The sequence below is a fragment of the Enterococcus sp. FZMF genome, from assembly GCF_030263915.1.
Taxonomy (GTDB): Bacteria; Bacillota; Bacilli; order Lactobacillales; family Enterococcaceae; genus Enterococcus_D; species Enterococcus_D casseliflavus.
In genome coordinates this window covers 880,603-897,828 of sequence record NZ_CP127160.1, presented here as the reverse complement: position 1 = coordinate 897,828, position 17,226 = coordinate 880,603, and the positions used below count along the sequence as shown (strand labels likewise).

The 17,226-nt window shown below is 44.1% G+C and carries 15 protein-coding genes and 1 pseudogene; 2 read left to right on the top strand and 14 right to left on the bottom strand.

The genetic code is table 11. From position 1 onward, the window contains the following. Positions 1 to 85: 85 nt before the first annotated feature. Positions 86 to 949, top strand: a complete 864-nt coding sequence (locus QN079_RS04375; protein ID WP_289230438.1) for an alpha/beta hydrolase — start codon at positions 86 to 88, stop codon at positions 947 to 949. 323 nt (positions 950 to 1,272) lie between these two features. Here the strand turns inward: QN079_RS04375 and fucO are convergent, their stop codons facing one another. The 4 genes and pseudogenes from fucO to rhaB form a co-directional block, all read right to left on the bottom strand. Further along, complete coding sequence (gene fucO / locus QN079_RS04370; RefSeq protein ID WP_156236000.1) at positions 1,273 to 2,424, bottom strand: lactaldehyde reductase; 1,152 nt, start codon at positions 2,422 to 2,424, stop codon at positions 1,273 to 1,275. Positions 2,425 to 2,508: 84 nt separating this feature from the next. Continuing rightward, a complete protein-coding gene (gene rhaD / locus QN079_RS04365) occupies positions 2,509 to 3,333 on the bottom strand; it encodes a rhamnulose-1-phosphate aldolase (protein ID WP_005234418.1) in 825 nt (274 codons plus the stop codon). Positions 3,334 to 3,340: 7 nt separating this feature from the next. Continuing rightward, positions 3,341 to 4,594, bottom strand: a pseudogene (gene rhaA, locus QN079_RS04360) (L-rhamnose isomerase). Beyond that, positions 4,591 to 6,006: a rhamnulokinase gene (gene rhaB / locus QN079_RS04355; protein ID WP_416378619.1), complete on the bottom strand. Its 1,416-nt coding sequence runs from the start codon at positions 6,004 to 6,006 to the stop codon at positions 4,591 to 4,593. Before rhaB ends, rhaA begins: the two are co-directional and overlap by 4 nt. A 199-nt stretch (positions 6,007 to 6,205) precedes the next feature. Here rhaB and QN079_RS04350 point away from each other — a divergent pair, with 199 nt between their 5' ends. Further along, positions 6,206 to 7,087, top strand: a complete 882-nt coding sequence (locus QN079_RS04350; RefSeq protein ID WP_289230437.1) for an AraC family transcriptional regulator — start codon at positions 6,206 to 6,208, stop codon at positions 7,085 to 7,087. Positions 7,088 to 7,279: 192 nt separating this feature from the next. On the opposite strand, the gene QN079_RS04345 is transcribed toward QN079_RS04350, so the two are convergent. The 10 genes from QN079_RS04345 to QN079_RS04300 all read right to left on the bottom strand — a co-directional run bounded on the left by QN079_RS04345 (position 7,280) and on the right by QN079_RS04300 (position 17,224). Further along, positions 7,280 to 9,109, bottom strand: coding sequence for a glycosyltransferase family protein (locus QN079_RS04345; protein ID WP_289230436.1), 1,830 nt, complete (start codon positions 9,107 to 9,109; stop codon positions 7,280 to 7,282). After that, on the bottom strand, positions 9,084 to 11,348 hold the full coding sequence (locus QN079_RS04340) for a glycosyltransferase family 2 protein (RefSeq protein ID WP_087627056.1): 2,265 nt from the start codon (positions 11,346 to 11,348) through the stop codon (positions 9,084 to 9,086). Before QN079_RS04340 ends, QN079_RS04345 begins: the two co-directional genes overlap by 26 nt. After that, complete coding sequence (locus QN079_RS04335) at positions 11,345 to 12,385, bottom strand: bifunctional glycosyltransferase family 2/GtrA family protein (RefSeq protein ID WP_289230435.1); 1,041 nt, start codon at positions 12,383 to 12,385, stop codon at positions 11,345 to 11,347. The genes QN079_RS04340 and QN079_RS04335 overlap by 4 nt, the downstream gene beginning before the upstream one ends. A 59-nt stretch (positions 12,386 to 12,444) precedes the next feature. After that, the gene (locus QN079_RS04330) at positions 12,445 to 13,497 is read right to left on the bottom strand and encodes a GGDEF domain-containing protein (protein WP_289230434.1); all 1,053 of its coding nucleotides are present in this window, start codon (positions 13,495 to 13,497) and stop codon (positions 12,445 to 12,447) included. 331 nt (positions 13,498 to 13,828) lie between these two features. Further along, a complete protein-coding gene (locus tag QN079_RS04325) occupies positions 13,829 to 14,938 on the bottom strand; it encodes a GGDEF domain-containing protein (RefSeq protein WP_015509170.1) in 1,110 nt (369 codons plus the stop codon). A 4-nt stretch (positions 14,939 to 14,942) separates the two neighbouring features. Further along, the gene (locus tag QN079_RS04320; RefSeq protein ID WP_289230433.1) at positions 14,943 to 15,632 is read right to left on the bottom strand and encodes an EAL domain-containing protein; all 690 of its coding nucleotides are present in this window, start codon (positions 15,630 to 15,632) and stop codon (positions 14,943 to 14,945) included. Positions 15,633 to 16,023: 391 nt separating this feature from the next. Further along, a complete protein-coding gene (locus QN079_RS04315) occupies positions 16,024 to 16,431 on the bottom strand; it encodes a NusG domain II-containing protein (protein ID WP_005237322.1) in 408 nt (135 codons plus the stop codon). Positions 16,432 to 16,456: 25 nt separating this feature from the next. Continuing rightward, positions 16,457 to 16,852, bottom strand: coding sequence for a hypothetical protein (locus tag QN079_RS04310; RefSeq protein WP_015509167.1), 396 nt, complete (start codon positions 16,850 to 16,852; stop codon positions 16,457 to 16,459). A 37-nt stretch (positions 16,853 to 16,889) separates the two neighbouring features. Next, positions 16,890 to 17,060 carry a 50S ribosomal protein L32 gene (rpmF, locus tag QN079_RS04305; protein WP_289230432.1) on the bottom strand — a complete coding sequence of 57 codons (171 nt, stop codon included), beginning with the start codon at positions 17,058 to 17,060 and terminating at the stop codon, positions 16,890 to 16,892. 29 nt (positions 17,061 to 17,089) lie between these two features. Next, entirely contained in the window at positions 17,090 to 17,224 is a 135-nt protein-coding gene (locus tag QN079_RS04300; RefSeq protein WP_005237325.1) for a putative metal homeostasis protein, read from the bottom strand. Positions 17,225 to 17,226 lie beyond the last annotated feature (2 nt).

Genomic DNA, 17,226 nt, shown 5'->3' with positions numbered 1-17,226 from the left:
TTTTTAGTCATAACGCTGTTTTTTAAACCGCTTCCTTCTCCTATACTCTTCCTTATACTATCGAAGAAGAGAAAGGAAGAAAACAATGGTTTATCCTAAAAATGCCTTTGCGCAAACAGAAAAAATCCAATTTGACACCTATGGCACTTTGCCGTTAGAAGTGACGATCCTAAAAGCAGCGCAGCCTCGGATCAGCCTTTTGTATTTTCATGGTGGTGGCTTCCTCTATGGTCAGCGGGAAGACCTTCCGCAGGATTATGTCCACCAATTGCTGGCTGCCGGTGTTAGCCTTTACCTGTTCGATTATCCACTGGCTCCCGAAGTAGCGCTACACGATATCTACCTTCATGCAAAAAAGGCAGTGGAGTGGTTTTTGGCCGAAGGCTGGCAGTTCAGCGGCGTTGGTACAAATGAGTACGTTTTGTTCGGTCGCTCCGCCGGCGGTTTTTTAGCGACCTTACTGACCGCACGCACAAAGCACTCGGAGCAAAAGGGCTTGATCCGATTTTACGGTTACCAAGAGTTGTTTTGTAAAGAATTTTTGCAGCCGGCACGCTTTTACACACAATTTCCGAAAGTCCCACCACTCGCCGCTGAAGCCATGATCGAAAGCCAACCCATCACCCACGGCACGTTAGAAAAACGATTCCCTTTGTACCTTTCCGCCCGTCAATATGGCAACTGGCAGCGTTATTTAGGGAATCGGGAACAGCTAGCAGCCTTGGCGATCCCTGCTGCCGCTTACCTAGACTTTCCTCCTTGCTTTGTCGTTCATTGCAAAAAAGATCCAGATGTTCCCTTCAGCGCATCCGATGCTTTCGCTGCACAAGTCCCCCATGCCAAAACACTTTGGCTCGACTTAGATCAGCATGACTTTGATCGGACACCAAATGCGAGCGCTGATGAGTGCTATCGAGAGATGATTGGATGGCTGACTAACCAATTCTGAAACTCTCAGCTCTTGATAGGTGATGATTTTGAAGCGATCAGTACGCTGTGATCTTGCGTACAGCAAAAAAGTGACCATTAGAGAACCAACTCTAATGATCACTTTTTTTGATTTGATTACTAGTATATGGGCACAACGATTTCTTCAAAAATCTAACGCTTTGCCTCGCAATTTTACTGAAATCTTCAGAATAAAACAGCGAGATGATCTTCTCAAAAGAAAGGATCATCACGCTGTTAAAATAGCAACTGATCAGCAGATCGTTGTTAAGGGAAACTTGCAGAAGTATCTTTCATTTCTTCGATCTCGTACCTTTAACAAGATTACATCAACGAACGATAAAGCTCAATAATTTCTTCTAAAGTCGTATCCCGCGGGTTGCCTGGTGTGCAGACATCGTTCAAGGCATCTTTGGCGATGGCTGGGATATCTTCTTCTTTGACGCCTAATTCAGAAATGGTCGCTGGAATGCCCACATCTTTGCTTAACTGATCGATTGCTTGGCAAGCAGCATCGCGGACGTCTTCAAGTGACATCGTTTCTGCCCCTTCAATGCCTAAAACGATCGCGATCTCACGGTATTTTTCACCCGTAAAGTCTTTGTTGTATTTCATGATGGTTGGCAACAAGGACGCGCACGCTACTCCGTGAGGAATGTTGTACCAAGCGGATAATGGATGGGCCATGCCGTGGACTAAGCCCAAGCCGACGTTTGAAAAGCCCATACCGGCAATGTATTGTCCTAACGCCATCGCTTCTCGTCCTGCTTGATCGCCATTCACGGAATCTCGCAATGAGCGTCCGATGATCTCGATTGCTTTGATGTGCAGCATATCAGTCATTTCCCAAGCGCCTTTGGTGATGAAGCCTTCGATGGCGTGGGTCATGGCATCCATTCCCGTTGCGGCTGCCAAGCTCTTAGGCATCCCCATCATCATATCGCTGTCCACAAAGGCTACCAGAGGAATATCGTGAGGATCTACACAAACAAATTTCCGATGATTTTCTTCATCTGTAATCACATAGTTGATCGTTACTTCGGCTGCAGTCCCAGAAGTTGTCGGTACCGCTAAAATCGGCAAGCATGGATGTTTCGTGTCTGCCACGCCTTCTAAACTAATCACATCGGAAAATTCAGGATTCGTAGCAATGATCGCGATCGCTTTTGCCGTATCGATCGGTGAACCACCGCCAATCGCAATGATACAATCGGCTTGGGCTTCTTGGACAAACGCTAAGCCGTCTTTGACATTTTGGATCGTTGGGTTCGGCACAATCCCATCATATAACGCATAATCGACACCTGCTTCATCCAATAATTTCGTCACTTTGGTCGCAACTTCAAATTTCACCAAATCTTTGTCGGTGATCACTGCCGCTTTTTTAAACCCACGTGCCTTGAATTCGGTCGGTACGTTCTCGATCGCTCCTTTTCCAAAATACGATGTTTCATTCAAAATCATTCTATTTGCCATTCTTCCTACCTCCATTTGTTTGTTTATTCACAATATATTTTAAATAGAAAAGACTGAAAGCCTTTTCTATTCTTCTACCGTTGATTATACCTCAAGATAGCCTGCTCGGGGAGTGACTTTGAAAGCGTCAGCCAGTTTTTTCAGATTTTCATCTGTAATGGTTTGTAAAATTGGGCCTTGCGCTTTGACATAGGTGTACACTTCCGCAGCTTTCTCTGCCGTTTCAATCAAGCCAAAGACTTCGTCCATATCTTTGCCAGCGCCATAGATGCCATGTTGTGGCCAAAGAACCAAACGGGTCTCTTTCATTTTAGCAGCCGTTGCTTCGCCGATCTCATTCGTTCCTGGGACCATCCAAGGAATGATGGAAACACCTTCTGGGAAGACCACCAAGCACTCCGTACACATTTGCCACAAGGTCCGCGTGAAACTGCGTTCATCCAACTCATGGGTAAAACTCATGGCTAAAAGATGAGATGCGTGATTATGCATGATGATTCGGTTTTCTGGATCGACCGACAAGCGTGCGATATGACTCATGAAATGACTTGGCAGTTCACTCGTTGGCACCGCACCATTTTCCAAGCCCCAAAGCAATTCCAATGTTTGCCCATCTTCTTTGACTCGGATCACACCAAGGTTTTCCGCTGGATGTGCCGCTACATTTTTAAAGTATTTTCCTGAACCTGTCACGATAAAGTACTTGCCAGCTAGTGCCGTGGCATCAAAAATCATGGGAATTTCCCGCAAGACGCTTTGCGGATCGATGAAAGGCAAGATCTCTTCTTCTGTTAATAAGTAAGAAATATTGCCACCATTGCGCTCATCCCACCCTAAACGGTAAAGATTTGCTGTCGTTTCCATCATTTCTTGTACAAAATTCGCTTGTAAAATATCAATCTTTTTCATCGTTCTCCTACTTTCTGGCTTTTAAGACGGTTTCTTCATAGGCTTTCACTTCTGATAGCCATTCCAGACCTGCTGGTACCCCTTGGCTTTCACAGAAGTAATTCCAAACATCTGCATACGGATAGTCTTTTAATTCTTCCGTCATGGCTAAACGAGTGGTGAAATCACCTGACAATTCGATTGCTTTTAGTTCTTCGATCGGTTCTAGCATCGCTTTTAGCAACGCTTTTTGAGTATTGCGCGTCCCGATCACCCACGCAGCGACCCGATTGATCGTCGCATCAAAGAAATCTAACCCAATGTTGGTTTTTGGCAATAAGTCATTGCGAACCAATTCGCGGCCAATCTCTTGCAATTCATCATCCATGATCACGACATGATCACTATCCCAGCGTACAGGACGGCTGACATGCAGCAAAATGCCTTTGCTGAATAGTGCCAATGAAGACAATTTATTGGAGATCACTTCGGTTGGATGGAAATGTCCAGCATCCAAACAAATCAATTTATCGCGCGTCAAGCCATAGCCCATATAAAATTCATGAGAGCCGACGGTGTAGGCTTCGGCACCAAGACCAAACAACTTGCTTTCCACGGCATCTACCGTGTATTCCGCTGGCAATTCTTCAGCAAAAATCTCATCTAATGCTGTCATCAAGCGTTCCCGTGGTGTAAAACGATCGATCGGGTTGTCTTTGTAGCCATCTGGCACCCAGAAATTATTGACACAGACTTGCCCAGTTTCTTTCCCCATATAAGCAGCGATTTGACGAGAACGTTTGCCGTGTTCGATCCAGAACTGACGAACTTCTTCATCTGGTGAAGCAAGGGTAAAGCCATCTTTGAACATGGGATGTGAGAAAAAGGTTGGATTGAAGTCTAAACCTAAGCCTTGTTCCTTCGCCCAAGCAACCCATTTTTCAAAATGTTTCGGCTCCAATTCATTTAGATCCACTGCTTCCTCGGTGTCTAAATAGATGGCGTGAAGGTTCAATTTGTGTTTTCCAGGAATCAAAGAGTAGGCTTTTTCTAAATCTTGGCGCAACTCCTCTGGGGTATGGGCAGCACCAGGATAATTCCCCGTTACAGAGATCCCACCAGACAATGCTTCATCACTCAAAAATCCTTGGACATCGTCCCCTTGCCAAACATGCATCGAGATTTTCACATCGGCTAATTTTTTCAAAACCGCATCCGTGTCGACGCCTAATTTGGCATATGCTGTCTTAGCTTCTTCATAACGCTGTTAAATCGTTGTCATTTTTTTCCTACTCCTTCTATAAAACGTTGATAGTTGCTTAAAATCTTGTGATCAAAAGGCTGTGGTTCATGAACACTGCAAGGAAATGAGTGTTTGACCGCGCGGCGTGCTTCAGCCAGCGACGTGAAGATGCCAGCACTCATCATCTGCATTAAAAGATTACCGATCGCCGTTGCTTCACTTGGGCCAGCTTCGATCGTCAGCTGCGCAGCATCAGCCGTCAGTTGATTTAAAAAGCGATTGTTGGAACCGCCCCCCACGATATGCAGTTTTTGCAGCTTGCTCGTCGTACCTGTCAGCTGTTCCAGCTTTTGTAATTCACTGGCATAGCAAAGCGCTAAGTTATCATACACACAGCGAGCCAGTTCCCCTGCGGTTTCTGGAACTTTCTGCTGGGTTTCTCGACAATACGCTTGCAGTTCAGTAATCATGTTTTCTGGATTCAAAAAACGAGGATCATTGACATCGACAAACTGTTGAAAAGCAGGCGTTGCTTGCGCCAATTCCGCCAATTCTGCATAGGAATATTGATAGTCTTGCTGCCGAGCCACTTCTTGGATCAGCCACATGCCCATGATGTTTTTTAAAAAGCGAATCGTGTTGTGGGCACCCCATTCGTTCGTATAATTTTCATCAAAGGCGGCAAGGGAAACATTGGGTACTTTGGTTTCGATCCCCAGCAATGACCAAGTCCCGCTGCTGATGTAGCCCCAATCTGCCCCCTCTCCAGGTGTACCGATGATCGCTGATGCCGTATCATGACTAGCGACAGTGACAAAGGTCGCTTGTGGCAAATCATAGGCTGGAAACTTCTGTGTTTGCAGTGCGCCTAAAACCGTTCCAGCATCAACCAATGTTGGGAATAGTCCTTCTGTTACGCCGATCTCAGCTAACAATTCTGCATCCCATGTTTGGGTGTTGGCATTTAGAAGCTGCATCGTCGAAGCATTGGTTTTTTCCGTGACCATCTTGCCAGTAAAAACGTAGCCCAAGTAGTCTGGAATCAGCAGCAGCTTGTCGGCTTTTTGCAGCAGTTGCGCTTCTTCTGCGGCTAACTGAAAAATCGTGTTAAAGGGCTGCAGCTGAATGCCTGTTTTCTCATACAGTTTTTGCAAAGAATAGCGCTGACCAAAAGCTGCGATCGCATCATTGGTGCGACTATCTCGATAAGCGACTGGGTCGCCTAAACGTTCGCCTGCTTGATCGATCAAACAGTAATCCACTGCCCAGGTGTCGATTCCGACGAAGCAGTCATTGATACCTGCTTGTTTCACTTTTTGCAGTCCTACTAAAATCTCTTGGATCAAATAATCGATCGCCCAACGGTCAAAGCCTTCATGAGGACGAAAGCCGTTTTTAAAGCGATGGATCTCTTCTAAAGTGATCTGCTCATTTTCCCAACGGCTCAGCATCAAACGACCGCTTGATGCACCGATATCGATTGCGATAAATGTGTTCACTGGTCTCCACCTTTCATTATCTTGTTTAAAAATAAATCGATTACAATTCACTGATTCATTCTTGTTTACTCAATTTTAGCTTGACAATCAACGAGTTTCATCACACAATTTTGATAAAGACTTGCACAATCTTGGTAAAAAGGAGGATCCGATGGATTACTGGGAAAAAGCCAACCACTCATGGTCAACCGATTCACTGCGTTACATCAATACTTCAACCCAAAAGCAGCGTGAACTTTTCTATTACATTCAAGAAATCGGCTATTTCAAAGCCAGCAAACCTTACTTTACAGAACGAGAGAACCTGCCTTCTTATTTGATCAAGTATACATTGTCCGGCTGCGGTGAATTGCGCTACAAAGGAAAAAGCTATCAATTGAAAGCAGGTGATGTGTTTTTTATCGACTGTCTAAACTATCAGTACTACCGCACCGTTAGTCAAGAGCCCTGGGAAATGGACTGGATCCATCTATATGGCGCCAACGTCGCAGCGTTTTATGAGGAATTCCTCAAAAATGGCAGTCCAGTTTTTCACACCAATCCTGCCAGCAGTCGTCAAAATCCGATCCATTTGGTCTTACAAGATTTATTGATGTTACAGCCAGAACCAAATGCGAAAACTGCCTTCCAAAGCTCTGTTTTGATCCATCAGCTGCTCAATGAACTGCTCCTGCAAAAATATCATCTCGACTTTTCGGATAGTGAAATCCCGCCTTATATTTTGCAGATTCGTGACCAGCTAGAAGAAGATTTCCGTCAAGGGATCACCTTGGAATCTTTGGAGGAAAGGTATCATATCAATAAGTATCAAATCGTCAAGGAGTTTTCCAAATATATGGGCTTGCCCCCCATCGAGTACCAGATCAGCAAACGCATCTCTTATTCGAAAGACCTTTTGCGCTATTCTCGGCTTTCCATCAAAGAGATCTCATTGGCGATCGGCATCGAAAACACCGCCTATTTCAGCCGTTTATTCAAGAAAAAAGTCGGCATTTCACCTAGTGATTATCGACAGACGGAGAATGGACGGTAGGACTGGTTCTTATTAAAAAAGCACTTACTACCATGTGTAGAAAGTACGACCGCAAAAGTTTAACTTTTTAGGGCCTATACGCATGTCAGCCGTTCCTTTTATTGATGTGCATTCCGTATAAATCAACCTTCAGACACCACAAAAGCCGATCCTCTCTAGAGTAGGATCGGCTTTTTTGTGTATAATCTTCATTTAACGCCCCAACACCTCCGCCACCGAATATACGCCTGGGGCAAAGGTCTTGCCTGTTAGCTTCTTCGTCATGGCATTAAAGGTATAGTGCTCTTCTAAGACGACGACTTCATCGTATTGCTTTAATAGCGAGCGAAATTCTGCATCGGATAAGAGGAAATTCTCTCGGCCATCGACATTAGGTGAAAACAAGTAATATTTTCCGACATAGCCAACTAAGTAGCTATCTATTGCTTCTTTGTTAGTACTGACCACCAAATATTTTTTCTCGTTTAGGTCAAAGTGATCGCCAGTAACGGCTGAAGATTGTGCTGGAATCGAAGCAGCATATTCACGATTGGTATAACGCATGCCATTATTCTCTGAAAGGATCAGCAATGTCGCAAAAAATAGCAGAATCAAGGTACTGTATTGATAGATTTTTTTCGTGGTCAAGCTGGCAAAACTACGGTAGTTTCGCCGATCGATCGCTTGTTCATGATACAAATGATCAATGCCTCGGACCATGAAAAAGGTCATTAATCCAAGTGCTAAAATCACGATACTTGAGGCATAGCGATCGAACCCTGCCAAAGACAATGCTTCATCAGTGGGCATCGAGAACAAGAACATGGCATAGATTCCTAAATAATACCCCCCAATGATACCATCGATCAACAGCAGTTCTTTGAAAAATGGATTGCGTTTTTTCATGATAAATCGGACAAATAGCCAACTGCCCAACAGGATGACCTGGATCAAGAGAATCCCTTGCGTGGAGATCGTCGCAACATCCGTGATCGTTTTGACAAAAACATCCGTTATCTGCTGCAGTATCTGAGAATCCTTTTCGCCAAAAATCTGTTTATAAGCGGTCACGCTGACTTCATGCTTCGATTTAGGAAAATTCGCTTTGACATGCAGGTTCCAAAGAATCGCCGGCAGGACAGATAGCCCAATGGCAGCTAATCCTACAATCATCATGCCCAGCCGTTGCCGCCAACGAACTGATGCCTGCCACAAGCAGACTAGTAAATAGCCACCTAAAATCAGCAGAAAAAAGACGGCGCTATTTTTGACCAAATCAAGAGAGGCGCCAATCAAAAGAAAGAAACCGATCGACGGTAGTACGTTGCCTTTTAAAGCGAATAAGCCAGCGATGCCAGCTAAAGTCAACACTGGCAGGATAAAGTCCACTAACAAATTATTCATTCGTATCGCAATATTAAAATAATTGAAAACCGCCATACTGGTGAAGATCAGGGCAAAAGCCAGCTTTCTTTTCGGATCACGAATAATCGCAAAGAAACTATACAGACTACAGAAAATCAAAATCAATTGACCAATCAGCAAGACATTCTCATGATAGCCAACAATGATCGCTGTATAAGTAACAAACAGCGAGCTACCTAAAGGATAGGAAGTAAAACTGATGATGGCATCGGCTGCCGTTGGCAATTGTCCCTGCGTATAAAGGAATTTAACGATCGTCGCCCAATGGGAGAAGTTGTCATAGTGGGTCAAATGACTGTGAAGCAAGGTTAAAACGAACAAAGCAAAATAGCCGTAAAACCACAGCAGGATGGGCTCTTGCAAGCCCCAACGTACCTGATAGCGCTCCTGCCAAAAACGCCAAACGCATAATAGTAAACCAAGACCAAATAAAACCCATGCCCCCCGGATCAACCATCCTTTTGGACCATATGCGACAAAGGAGAGAACGAGGATCGGCAAACAGCAAGCAGCGATCCAGCTGATGTGTTTGGGAAAATGGCAAACTCGTACAAAAAGATAGGCATAGCCAGCTAATGATAAACCAAAAAGACTAAATCGCAGCAGGATCTCGATCATCATCTTCCTCCTTTCTCAGCAAGCTGTCTACCCATTCTTGAAAGGCTGCTGTAAAACGCAGCTCGGAAAGATTGCTTACTTGATAAATCACTTGATTTTCTGTTGGTTGAAGCGTTGCTTTTTCAGCGTGAAGCACAAGATTACTGATCGGCAAGGTTAGACGGGCAGGCATCTCGACTTCTTCTGTTTTTACCAACGTGAGCTGGTCAAAACCAAACGTTGTGACCGTATAGGCTCCTTCTTCAAAGACCCATTCTTGATCAATCGACAGGACAGGCACTCGTTGAGGCGGCAATGGCTTTTCTTTGGCTTGCAGCAGATGCTTACCGAGATTTTCAAAAAGACTGTCAAAGAAGGTCATCCACGGGTCACGCAGAACTGGCAGGCTTTGATTGAAGCCATCATAAATGATCTGCAAATAAGCTAAGTAGTCTTTTTCTGATAATTGGTGTAAAGCAACCCCATAGACCCAGCGATCCTTGCCTGAAAAAACGCGGACGACGTTTCCCGTCATCTCTGCTTGGTAGCCATTACGGGTGATTTTAAACGTCAGCTGCGCATCTGGCGGAAAATAAAGAGGAACGTCAGAAACAAAGGACAAGCCGTTTTCTGAGATATTTTCTGTCATCAAAGAATAGCTGGCGTCTTGGTCGGAAACTTCAACAGGATAATGGGCTCTGAACCGTTCCGTCGTTCGGTAAATCGGGCGACCGAGATAAAATAAGACCGCAAAGGTTAAGTTAAAGAAATGGGTCAGCAACCAGAAAGTCAACACGCTGCCATAGAAAATCTCTGAGCCGAATTTGCCGTAATTAAACTTCACTAAGCCGATAATCGTCAAAATCAACAGCAACAAATGCGGCACCACAAACAACAAGTCTTTTTTAGACTGAGTTGCTGCTTTATTGGTCACTTTGAAACGGGTCTCTTTGATGCCAATGGCTTGTAAAAAGACAGGAATCACTAGGTAAGGTGCAAAAATCGTTTCCTGGATCTCGCCCCAGCGCTGCGTTCGAATATCACTGCTCAAATCCTGCATCGCCAAATGCAAGAACGTATAGCTTGGCAGCCAAAACAGCAGCAAGACCCAAAAGTTGGTCTCTACGACCCTTACATTAAAGACAGTGTACAAAATCGGCGCGAAAATAAACAGCAACCGACGTAAAAACGACCACCAATACAAATAACTGTTTAGGAAAACCATTTTTTGCGCCAAAGACAACGTCTTGTTCTTAAAAAGATGGAGATTGTGGACACTTTGGACCACTCCTCTTCCCCAGCGAATCCGCTGCTTTAAAGCACTTGGGATATCAATGGGAGAAAGACCGCTGGCCATGGGCTGCAGTGTTGATAAACTGCGGTAACCTTGGCAATTGATCAAGGCGCCTAATTCAAAATCCTCCGTGATCGTGTCCGTCGGAAATCCGCCAGCGGCTTCGATCGCTTCTCGTGCGATCACCGTATTGGATCCTGTATAAATAGCTGTATCATGGGCGTTGTTCAAAACATTGACTTCTCTGGAAAAGAAGTCCTGCTCGTTAGGGATCGCCGCTTCTGAAAAAAGATTGTACTGAAAAAGATCCGCATTGTAAAAGCTTTGAGGTGTTTGGACAAAGCCCAACGGTTTGATGGTCTGATCTTTGCGTCGTTCCTGCTGATTTGCCACAAAATATGGCACTGTTTCCAGCAAAAAATCTGAGTAAGGGATCATATCTGCATCAAAGGTCGCCACTAGCGGCGAATTGGTTTTTGACAATGCATGATTGAGATTGCCTGACTTGGCATGCTGATTGCCTGTCAATCCGATATAGCCGATGCCAAATTTATCTGCCAGTGCTTTGACCTCTGGACGGTTGGTGTCATCTGACAAGTAGATGTGAACTTTTTTGGGATCGGGGTATTTCATATGAACTGCCGCATTGACCGTTTTTAATAAAAGCGGCACTTCTTCATTATGGGTCGCAATCAACACATCGATCGCTGGATAGTCGGCTTCTGGCACGATCGGTTTTTCAAAAGGCTTTGCTTTGTTTTTGTTCCAAATCAACAGCAAGCCCGTAAAGTTCGATACGATCTCACTGCCCCAAAGCAGCAAACCAAACAGCAGGGCAAACCAAGACTCGTGCCATGGCAATGTATACAGCCCCCGCCATGATAAATAGATCAGCGAAAAGACAAACGCCAGAAAGTAAACGACTTTTTTCGCCCAAGGCAAACGTTTTTGTTCCACCTCAATCACTCCTTAAAGATGACATTTTTTTGCACATGGTAACTAAAGAAAAAGAGCAGGCAATCGACGCCTATTTTTAACAACACAGAATCCCCGATCGGCAGGATCAAATAGATCAGGTAGACGAGGAAAGAGGACAGCAAAATCTGTACGATCACTAATAAAAAATACTGCAGCATACTGTTCTTTGTCCGTTGACCAAAAACAAGCTCGCGATTGATGTAGTAATTGACGATCGCGGAAATCAAGCGGGCACCCAACGAAGCGATCACGATGGAGGACAGATCGATGACAGACAAGAAATGGATCAATAACGCATAGGCGATCACATCGACAAAAAAGGAGACCACAGATGAAAACAAATACTTCAAAAAGACGCTATAGATAGCGACGGAATCTGCCAAGACCCGAAAATGGGAAGAGGCATTTTCTTCAATATAGATGGTGGCGATCGGTTGCGAGAGAATCGGCCACCCCCGTTTCTGGGCTTCGATCAGCATCCGCGTTTCATAATCAAAGCGCTCACCTGAGATCGCCAACAAATCTGTCATGAATTTCCGAGGGAAAACCCTTAAGCCCGTCTGCGAATCCTCGATGGCAAGACCAGTCGCTAAACGTAGGATATTTCGGGTCAAAATGTTGCCGAACTTACTCCGCAAGGGCACTTCTTTGCCAAAGGATCGGGTCCCTAAAATAATACTGTCGGGATGGGCTTGGGCCTTTGCTAAGCAAGCCATCATATCGGTATACTCATGCTGCCCATCCGAATCAATGGTCACCATAAATTCAACAGCTGGCTGGTTTGTCAGCACTTCAGTGAGGGCGGTTTTGATGGCTGCGCCTTTTCCAAGATTCTTTGGATGGGTCAAAACCTGACAGCCAAACTGCTGTGCCAATGCCGAAAAGACAGGTTGATAAGCTACCCCACTGCCATCATCCACGACCAAAATCGGCAGGTGCTGGTTATGCAAACGAATTTTCTCCACCAGAGCCAGCAGTTTGTGGTCAGGTTCTAGCGAAGGAATCATGATTAAACTATTTTCCATATGCGTTCCTCATTTAGGGTAGTATTTTTGAAAATAAAAAAGAAAAGAAGCCAACTCCATCAGTAAAGACAGAGTTGGTCGCGACCGCTGCGCTTGGCTCGATACAATGCTTGATCGGCACGTTCTTGTGTTTGCTGTAGCAACTCGCCCTTTTGCCGTTGTGCGATCCCAATCGACAACGTGATGCTGACCGAATCGCCTGCATCCAAGATGATCTCTTGGTAACGGATGCGCTTTTGGATTTTTTCGAGGAGATAAGCAGCAGCCTGTGCGTCTCCTTGGATCAAGATCGCAAACTCTTCCCCACCGATGCGATAGACCGGGTTGCTCGCCGTACAGTAGGTCGAAAAAATACGAGCGATTTCTTGCAAAATCACATCCCCAGCACGGTGTCCGTAACGGTCATTGTAATTTTTGAAATGATCGATATCGATCAAAGCGATCGATAAGTCCACCTCGGTCGTGTCTAGGCGTTGGCGGTCATCTTGAAATTTACGAAAGTTGTTCAACTGCGTAAGGTCATCGATTTTGACCAATGCCAAAATGCGCTGCATATCATTTACTATCGAGTAAAGGAAAAACGCCAATGTATAAGCCAGAATGCCATAAATTATATAAATTAGGGTCGTTTTTTGAATATCACCCGTCAGATAAAAACCAAAAAGAAAGGAGATAGCGATCAAGTAGGTAATTGATAGGAACAACTCTTGTTTGTCAGTAAATCGCCGTTTGGCCCAGGCATGCAGAAATGTCAGTGTCACTATCAAAAAAAACGTAAGATATAAGTTCAACCAAGACGATTTTGATACTTCAAACAAGAAACGCCCTAACGCTAGATTGACCATCGTCGGTACGGTCATCTTCCACCCCAGATATTTCATGGAAAAAGCGTAAAGCAAAAAGCGCAGGTCAAATCGCGTTTCGTATACGACGTAAGAGAAATTCATCATCAGCATCCCTACCACGGTTTCACAAGCAATCGCAGCTGCGATCTGTTTCGCTTTGAACGTCCCTTGGCCAACGAATCCGTCACTGATTTTGAATAACAAATAAATATTGATGATAATTGCGCCTAAATTTGCGAGTGTATTGACAACCAGCGTATTTGCCATTTCCTGTGCTTCCTTTCTAAAAAAAGAACCCTTACTTGCTGATTCGACGGGACAATTCCAGAAACATTTCATTGGAAAAGCGGACAAAGCATCAAGTAAGAATCACTATTTATTATTGACAGTTTTTATCACTCTCGATTTAGAATAATTTACCAGAAATTATACATAGTTTCAATCTTTTTGTTGATATACGAAGATTCTCAAGATAAATAAAAAAAGCAAAATGTATATTTTTTAAATAAATAACATTATTTCTTTATTATTACTAACTTTTTGTGCATAAAGATTTAATTCTTTGTGAATTTGTGCAAATCATTTTTTCATTATTTTTTTACGTCTCAGGTAAGGTGCACACCCGATTTCGACCACTTTGTTTTGCGAGATAGAGTGCTTGATCGGCTCTTTCGACGGCTGCCAAGATATCGCCATGACAAACGGTGCTCGCTTCAACGCCGCAAGACAAAGACATCGTCCCTTTTTCAAAATTGGCGACAGGAAACATACTGCTGGAAATGGTTTGACACAGCGTCGTCATCGCAGCTACGGTCTTTTCTTTGACATCCCCTTCGATCACGACACAGAACTCTTCGCCGCCATAACGATAAAAGGAAAAGGTCTCGGCAAAATGCGCCTCTAAAAAAGTAGTCGTCCGTGTGGCAAAGGTTCTCAACAGCTCATTTCCAGCGATATGACCATAACGGTCGTTGACCTTTTTGAAGTGATCGAGATCGATCATGGCGATCGTCACAGTCTTTTTCTGTGAAACGGCTTGAAGCAGATCGTGGTTATAGGTCCCATAGTTGAAGCAGCCGGTCAACGCATCGATCTTACTATTCGCCAACTCTGCCAGTACTTGATACTCTTCGCCTTCAATCAACCGATGCAGCCACATAAAGCCGCCCAACAGCACAAAAGAACCAACAAGTACTGCCAACATCGCTTCCCAGTCATAGGTCGTCGTATGATGGACCAACATCGAAAAACGCGGTGAGAGCAGACAGGTCAAAAAATACATCAAATAAAATTGCTGTTGCGGACGCAGCGGCTTGATTTTTGATAAGAGAAAATCAAGGACAAAGACGCCGACACCTAAGAGCGGTAAATAAAAGGCTTTGCCAATGTCAGAAAAACCGACAAACAGTAAATAGAACACGACCATACACGGCGTTATCAAAATCAAGATCTTGCCACGATCACCATAGAAAAAATGACTCGCAATAAAAGCAGTTGTGTATTGATAACAGATAAACCCAACTGAATTCATTGAGAAAGAAAGAATAAAATACAAATGCGTAAACGTCAGAATACCAATAATAAAATACTTAAATGGACGAGAAACCGATATTTTTTGCACACTTCGTACAAAAACATCTGCGGTCACCAGTAAACTGGCAATCATCAGCGGCAAACCAAACGCCAAGAGCACGCCTCGTTCTAACATTCCATCACAATCGCTCTCCTTTAGACCATAAATATCCTTGTTGTAAATGAACCCCCATCTCAAGCAGCTGCACCATCTTATCGCGGGTCTCGATGCCTTCAACGATCAACTCAAGCTGATACTTTTTGGCGACCTTCAACCAACAGGTCAAGAAACTAAACCCGATCTCCTCATCGAGCTGAATAAACGGCAGTAGTGAAAATTTCAAACAATCCACATTTTCAAGATTGGCAAAGACCAATGACAGGGTATTTTGGCCACAGCCAATGTCATCGACAGCGATCACATAGCCATAGGCTTTGATTTTTGCAAGGGCAGTAGACAAATCAAAAGAATCATGCTGACCTTTTACAGGATGCTCTGTTAATTCGATCTGCAACTGCTCTTTGTGGGCAGTCATCCCCTCAAAAAAAGTCCACGTTGACTGCCACAGCAGCTGTTGTGGATGAATATTGACACTAAAGCGGGTTTTCGGCTTTTTTTGGCACAACCGTTGCAGCTCCTGGGCATACCCCCCCATCAACTGCTGATTGCCGCTTTCAGATTGAATCATTGCGCTGAATTCTTGTTGCGGAAAGCGGTTGTTTTTCTCACTGCGCAGCAAGACCTCATAGCCGTTCACCTCTTGCTGACTTAGCGATTCTACCTGCATGATTGGTTGACATAACAGATAAAATTGTCTGTGTTTTCCCAAATTGTTTCATTTCCCATCTTCGTTAAGCCCCCATCTAGTAAAGTTATCACTTCCGAAAATTGGTCATATTCGTATCATCGCTCGTTCATAGTCCTTAGAAAAAGAAGCTTCAAAGGAACTGACTTGCCTAAGTATACCAAATAGAGCCGCAGTTCCCCAACTATTTTAGATGATTGGGCAGAATTTTTGTGAACGATTGGACAGAGATTGTAGCTTTCACCCATAGTTCCTCTTTCTTCTGACAGTTGGAATTCTGCGCTTTTCTTGTATCAAAAACGCTGTTTCTGGCTGACTTACACGTTGATCGATTGGCGTTTTTGACAGCTTCTTCTGCTCATCCTCATAAAAAAGCCAGCTGAACAGGAATTGTTCAGCTGGCTTCCTTTTTCTGTTAATAAATTAAATAGTCAGAGGCACCGGCTTGCTTGATCTCGATCACCAGCTTATGAGGCAGGCAAATGCTCGTCTGCCCATTGCGATAGATCCAGCTGGTTTTGACAGCAATCTGGTCGGGACTATTGTCTTCACGAACTCGGATCGCGCCATCTTTGATCTCGACGATATTGTACTGACCTTCTGCTGGATAGTAGGTTTTTTCCATCGCATCGATTTCTTCTAAGTTAAAACGGTCAACCTCTTCCCCGTTGATCCGCACGATTGCATACCGATCGCCGGTATCACTTTGAGCTTGTGCTTCAAATAGAAAAAGCGGTAAAAAAGAGCCGACAACTAACAGAACAAACAGCAGATAATCATAGGGCTTTAAAAGTTTTAAAAATGGCTGGATCGTCTTTTTCATCACATGTACGCCTTTCACGGTTCATTCACTGTTGCTTTTTAGAAGGTAATCGCTCTTCAAAAAAAGCAGTTAGGTCGATGATCTCTTCCTCTGTGAAGGTTTCTTGCTCCCATTGGGCAAGAATTTGTTCTTGCAAAGCCAAATCCATTTCCCAAAAATGCTCGATCTTCTTGAAATGCTTTGAGTCAAAGGAACGAAACACGGGGTAGATCATCAAAAATTCTTCAAAGGTAAGATCCCAGTCCTCAGTATAATCTTTAACGACCCCTTCTGACAAGGCTTTTTCCGTCGGATCGCCGTTTTCTTTGATCAAGCCCGCTTCGTAAAAATGGCGATAGATTGCCTCTTTGGTGATCTCTGGATGAAATTTTTTACTGTGACGATAGGCTTCTTCAATCAATGACGGATAGATGATCTCCATTTTCCCCCTGCTTTCTGGACGGCGTCATAAGACGCCGTTAATTCTTTTCGATCGGGTGCTGCGATTTATATTCTGCTAAAGATACATGGTGGCTGCGCTTGAAGGTTCCTGTTGTCCCATCAAACGAAATCGCTGGTGCTTTGACGCCATAGTGGGTCCGGCGCTTATTCTTTTTTGCTTTTGATGTTTTTCTTGCAGGTACTGCCATGTCATTTCCAACTTTCTTTCACTTTCTCATTATGCACGCAGCTGCAATGCATTTTTTCGTTTATTTCGCTTAAATTCATGAATGATCTTTAATGCGCGTTTCCTTGTTTTGATGTTCGGGCTCTTTAAACGTCGATACGCACTAGACAAGTCCGTTTTTTCCATAT

Bases quoted from the DNA above. Each gene is read 5' to 3' on its own strand.
- QN079_RS04375 (WP_289230438.1), top strand. From the start codon at position 86: ATGGTTTATCCTAAAAATGCCTTTGCGCAAACAGAAAAAATCCAATTT.
- fucO (WP_156236000.1), bottom strand. From the start codon at position 2,424: ATGGCAAATAGAATGATTTTGAATGAAACATCGTATTTTGGAAAAGGA.
- rhaD (WP_005234418.1), bottom strand. From the start codon at position 3,333: ATGAAAAAGATTGATATTTTACAAGCGAATTTTGTACAAGAAATGATG.
- rhaB (WP_416378619.1), bottom strand. From the start codon at position 6,006: ATGCTGAGCCGTTGGGAAAATGAGCAGATCACTTTAGAAGAGATCCAT.
- QN079_RS04350 (WP_289230437.1), top strand. From the start codon at position 6,206: ATGGATTACTGGGAAAAAGCCAACCACTCATGGTCAACCGATTCACTG.
- QN079_RS04345 (WP_289230436.1), bottom strand. From the start codon at position 9,109: ATGATCGAGATCCTGCTGCGATTTAGTCTTTTTGGTTTATCATTAGCT.
- QN079_RS04335 (WP_289230435.1), bottom strand. From the start codon at position 12,385: ATGGAAAATAGTTTAATCATGATTCCTTCGCTAGAACCTGACCACAAA.
- QN079_RS04330 (WP_289230434.1), bottom strand. From the start codon at position 13,497: ATGGCAAATACGCTGGTTGTCAATACACTCGCAAATTTAGGCGCAATT.
- QN079_RS04325 (WP_015509170.1), bottom strand. From the start codon at position 14,938: ATGTTAGAACGAGGCGTGCTCTTGGCGTTTGGTTTGCCGCTGATGATT.
- QN079_RS04315 (WP_005237322.1), bottom strand. From the start codon at position 16,431: ATGAAAAAGACGATCCAGCCATTTTTAAAACTTTTAAAGCCCTATGAT.
- QN079_RS04310 (WP_015509167.1), bottom strand. From the start codon at position 16,852: ATGGAGATCATCTATCCGTCATTGATTGAAGAAGCCTATCGTCACAGT.
- rpmF (WP_289230432.1), bottom strand. From the start codon at position 17,060: ATGGCAGTACCTGCAAGAAAAACATCAAAAGCAAAAAAGAATAAGCGC.
- QN079_RS04300 (WP_005237325.1), bottom strand. From the start codon at position 17,224: ATGGAAAAAACGGACTTGTCTAGTGCGTATCGACGTTTAAAGAGCCCG.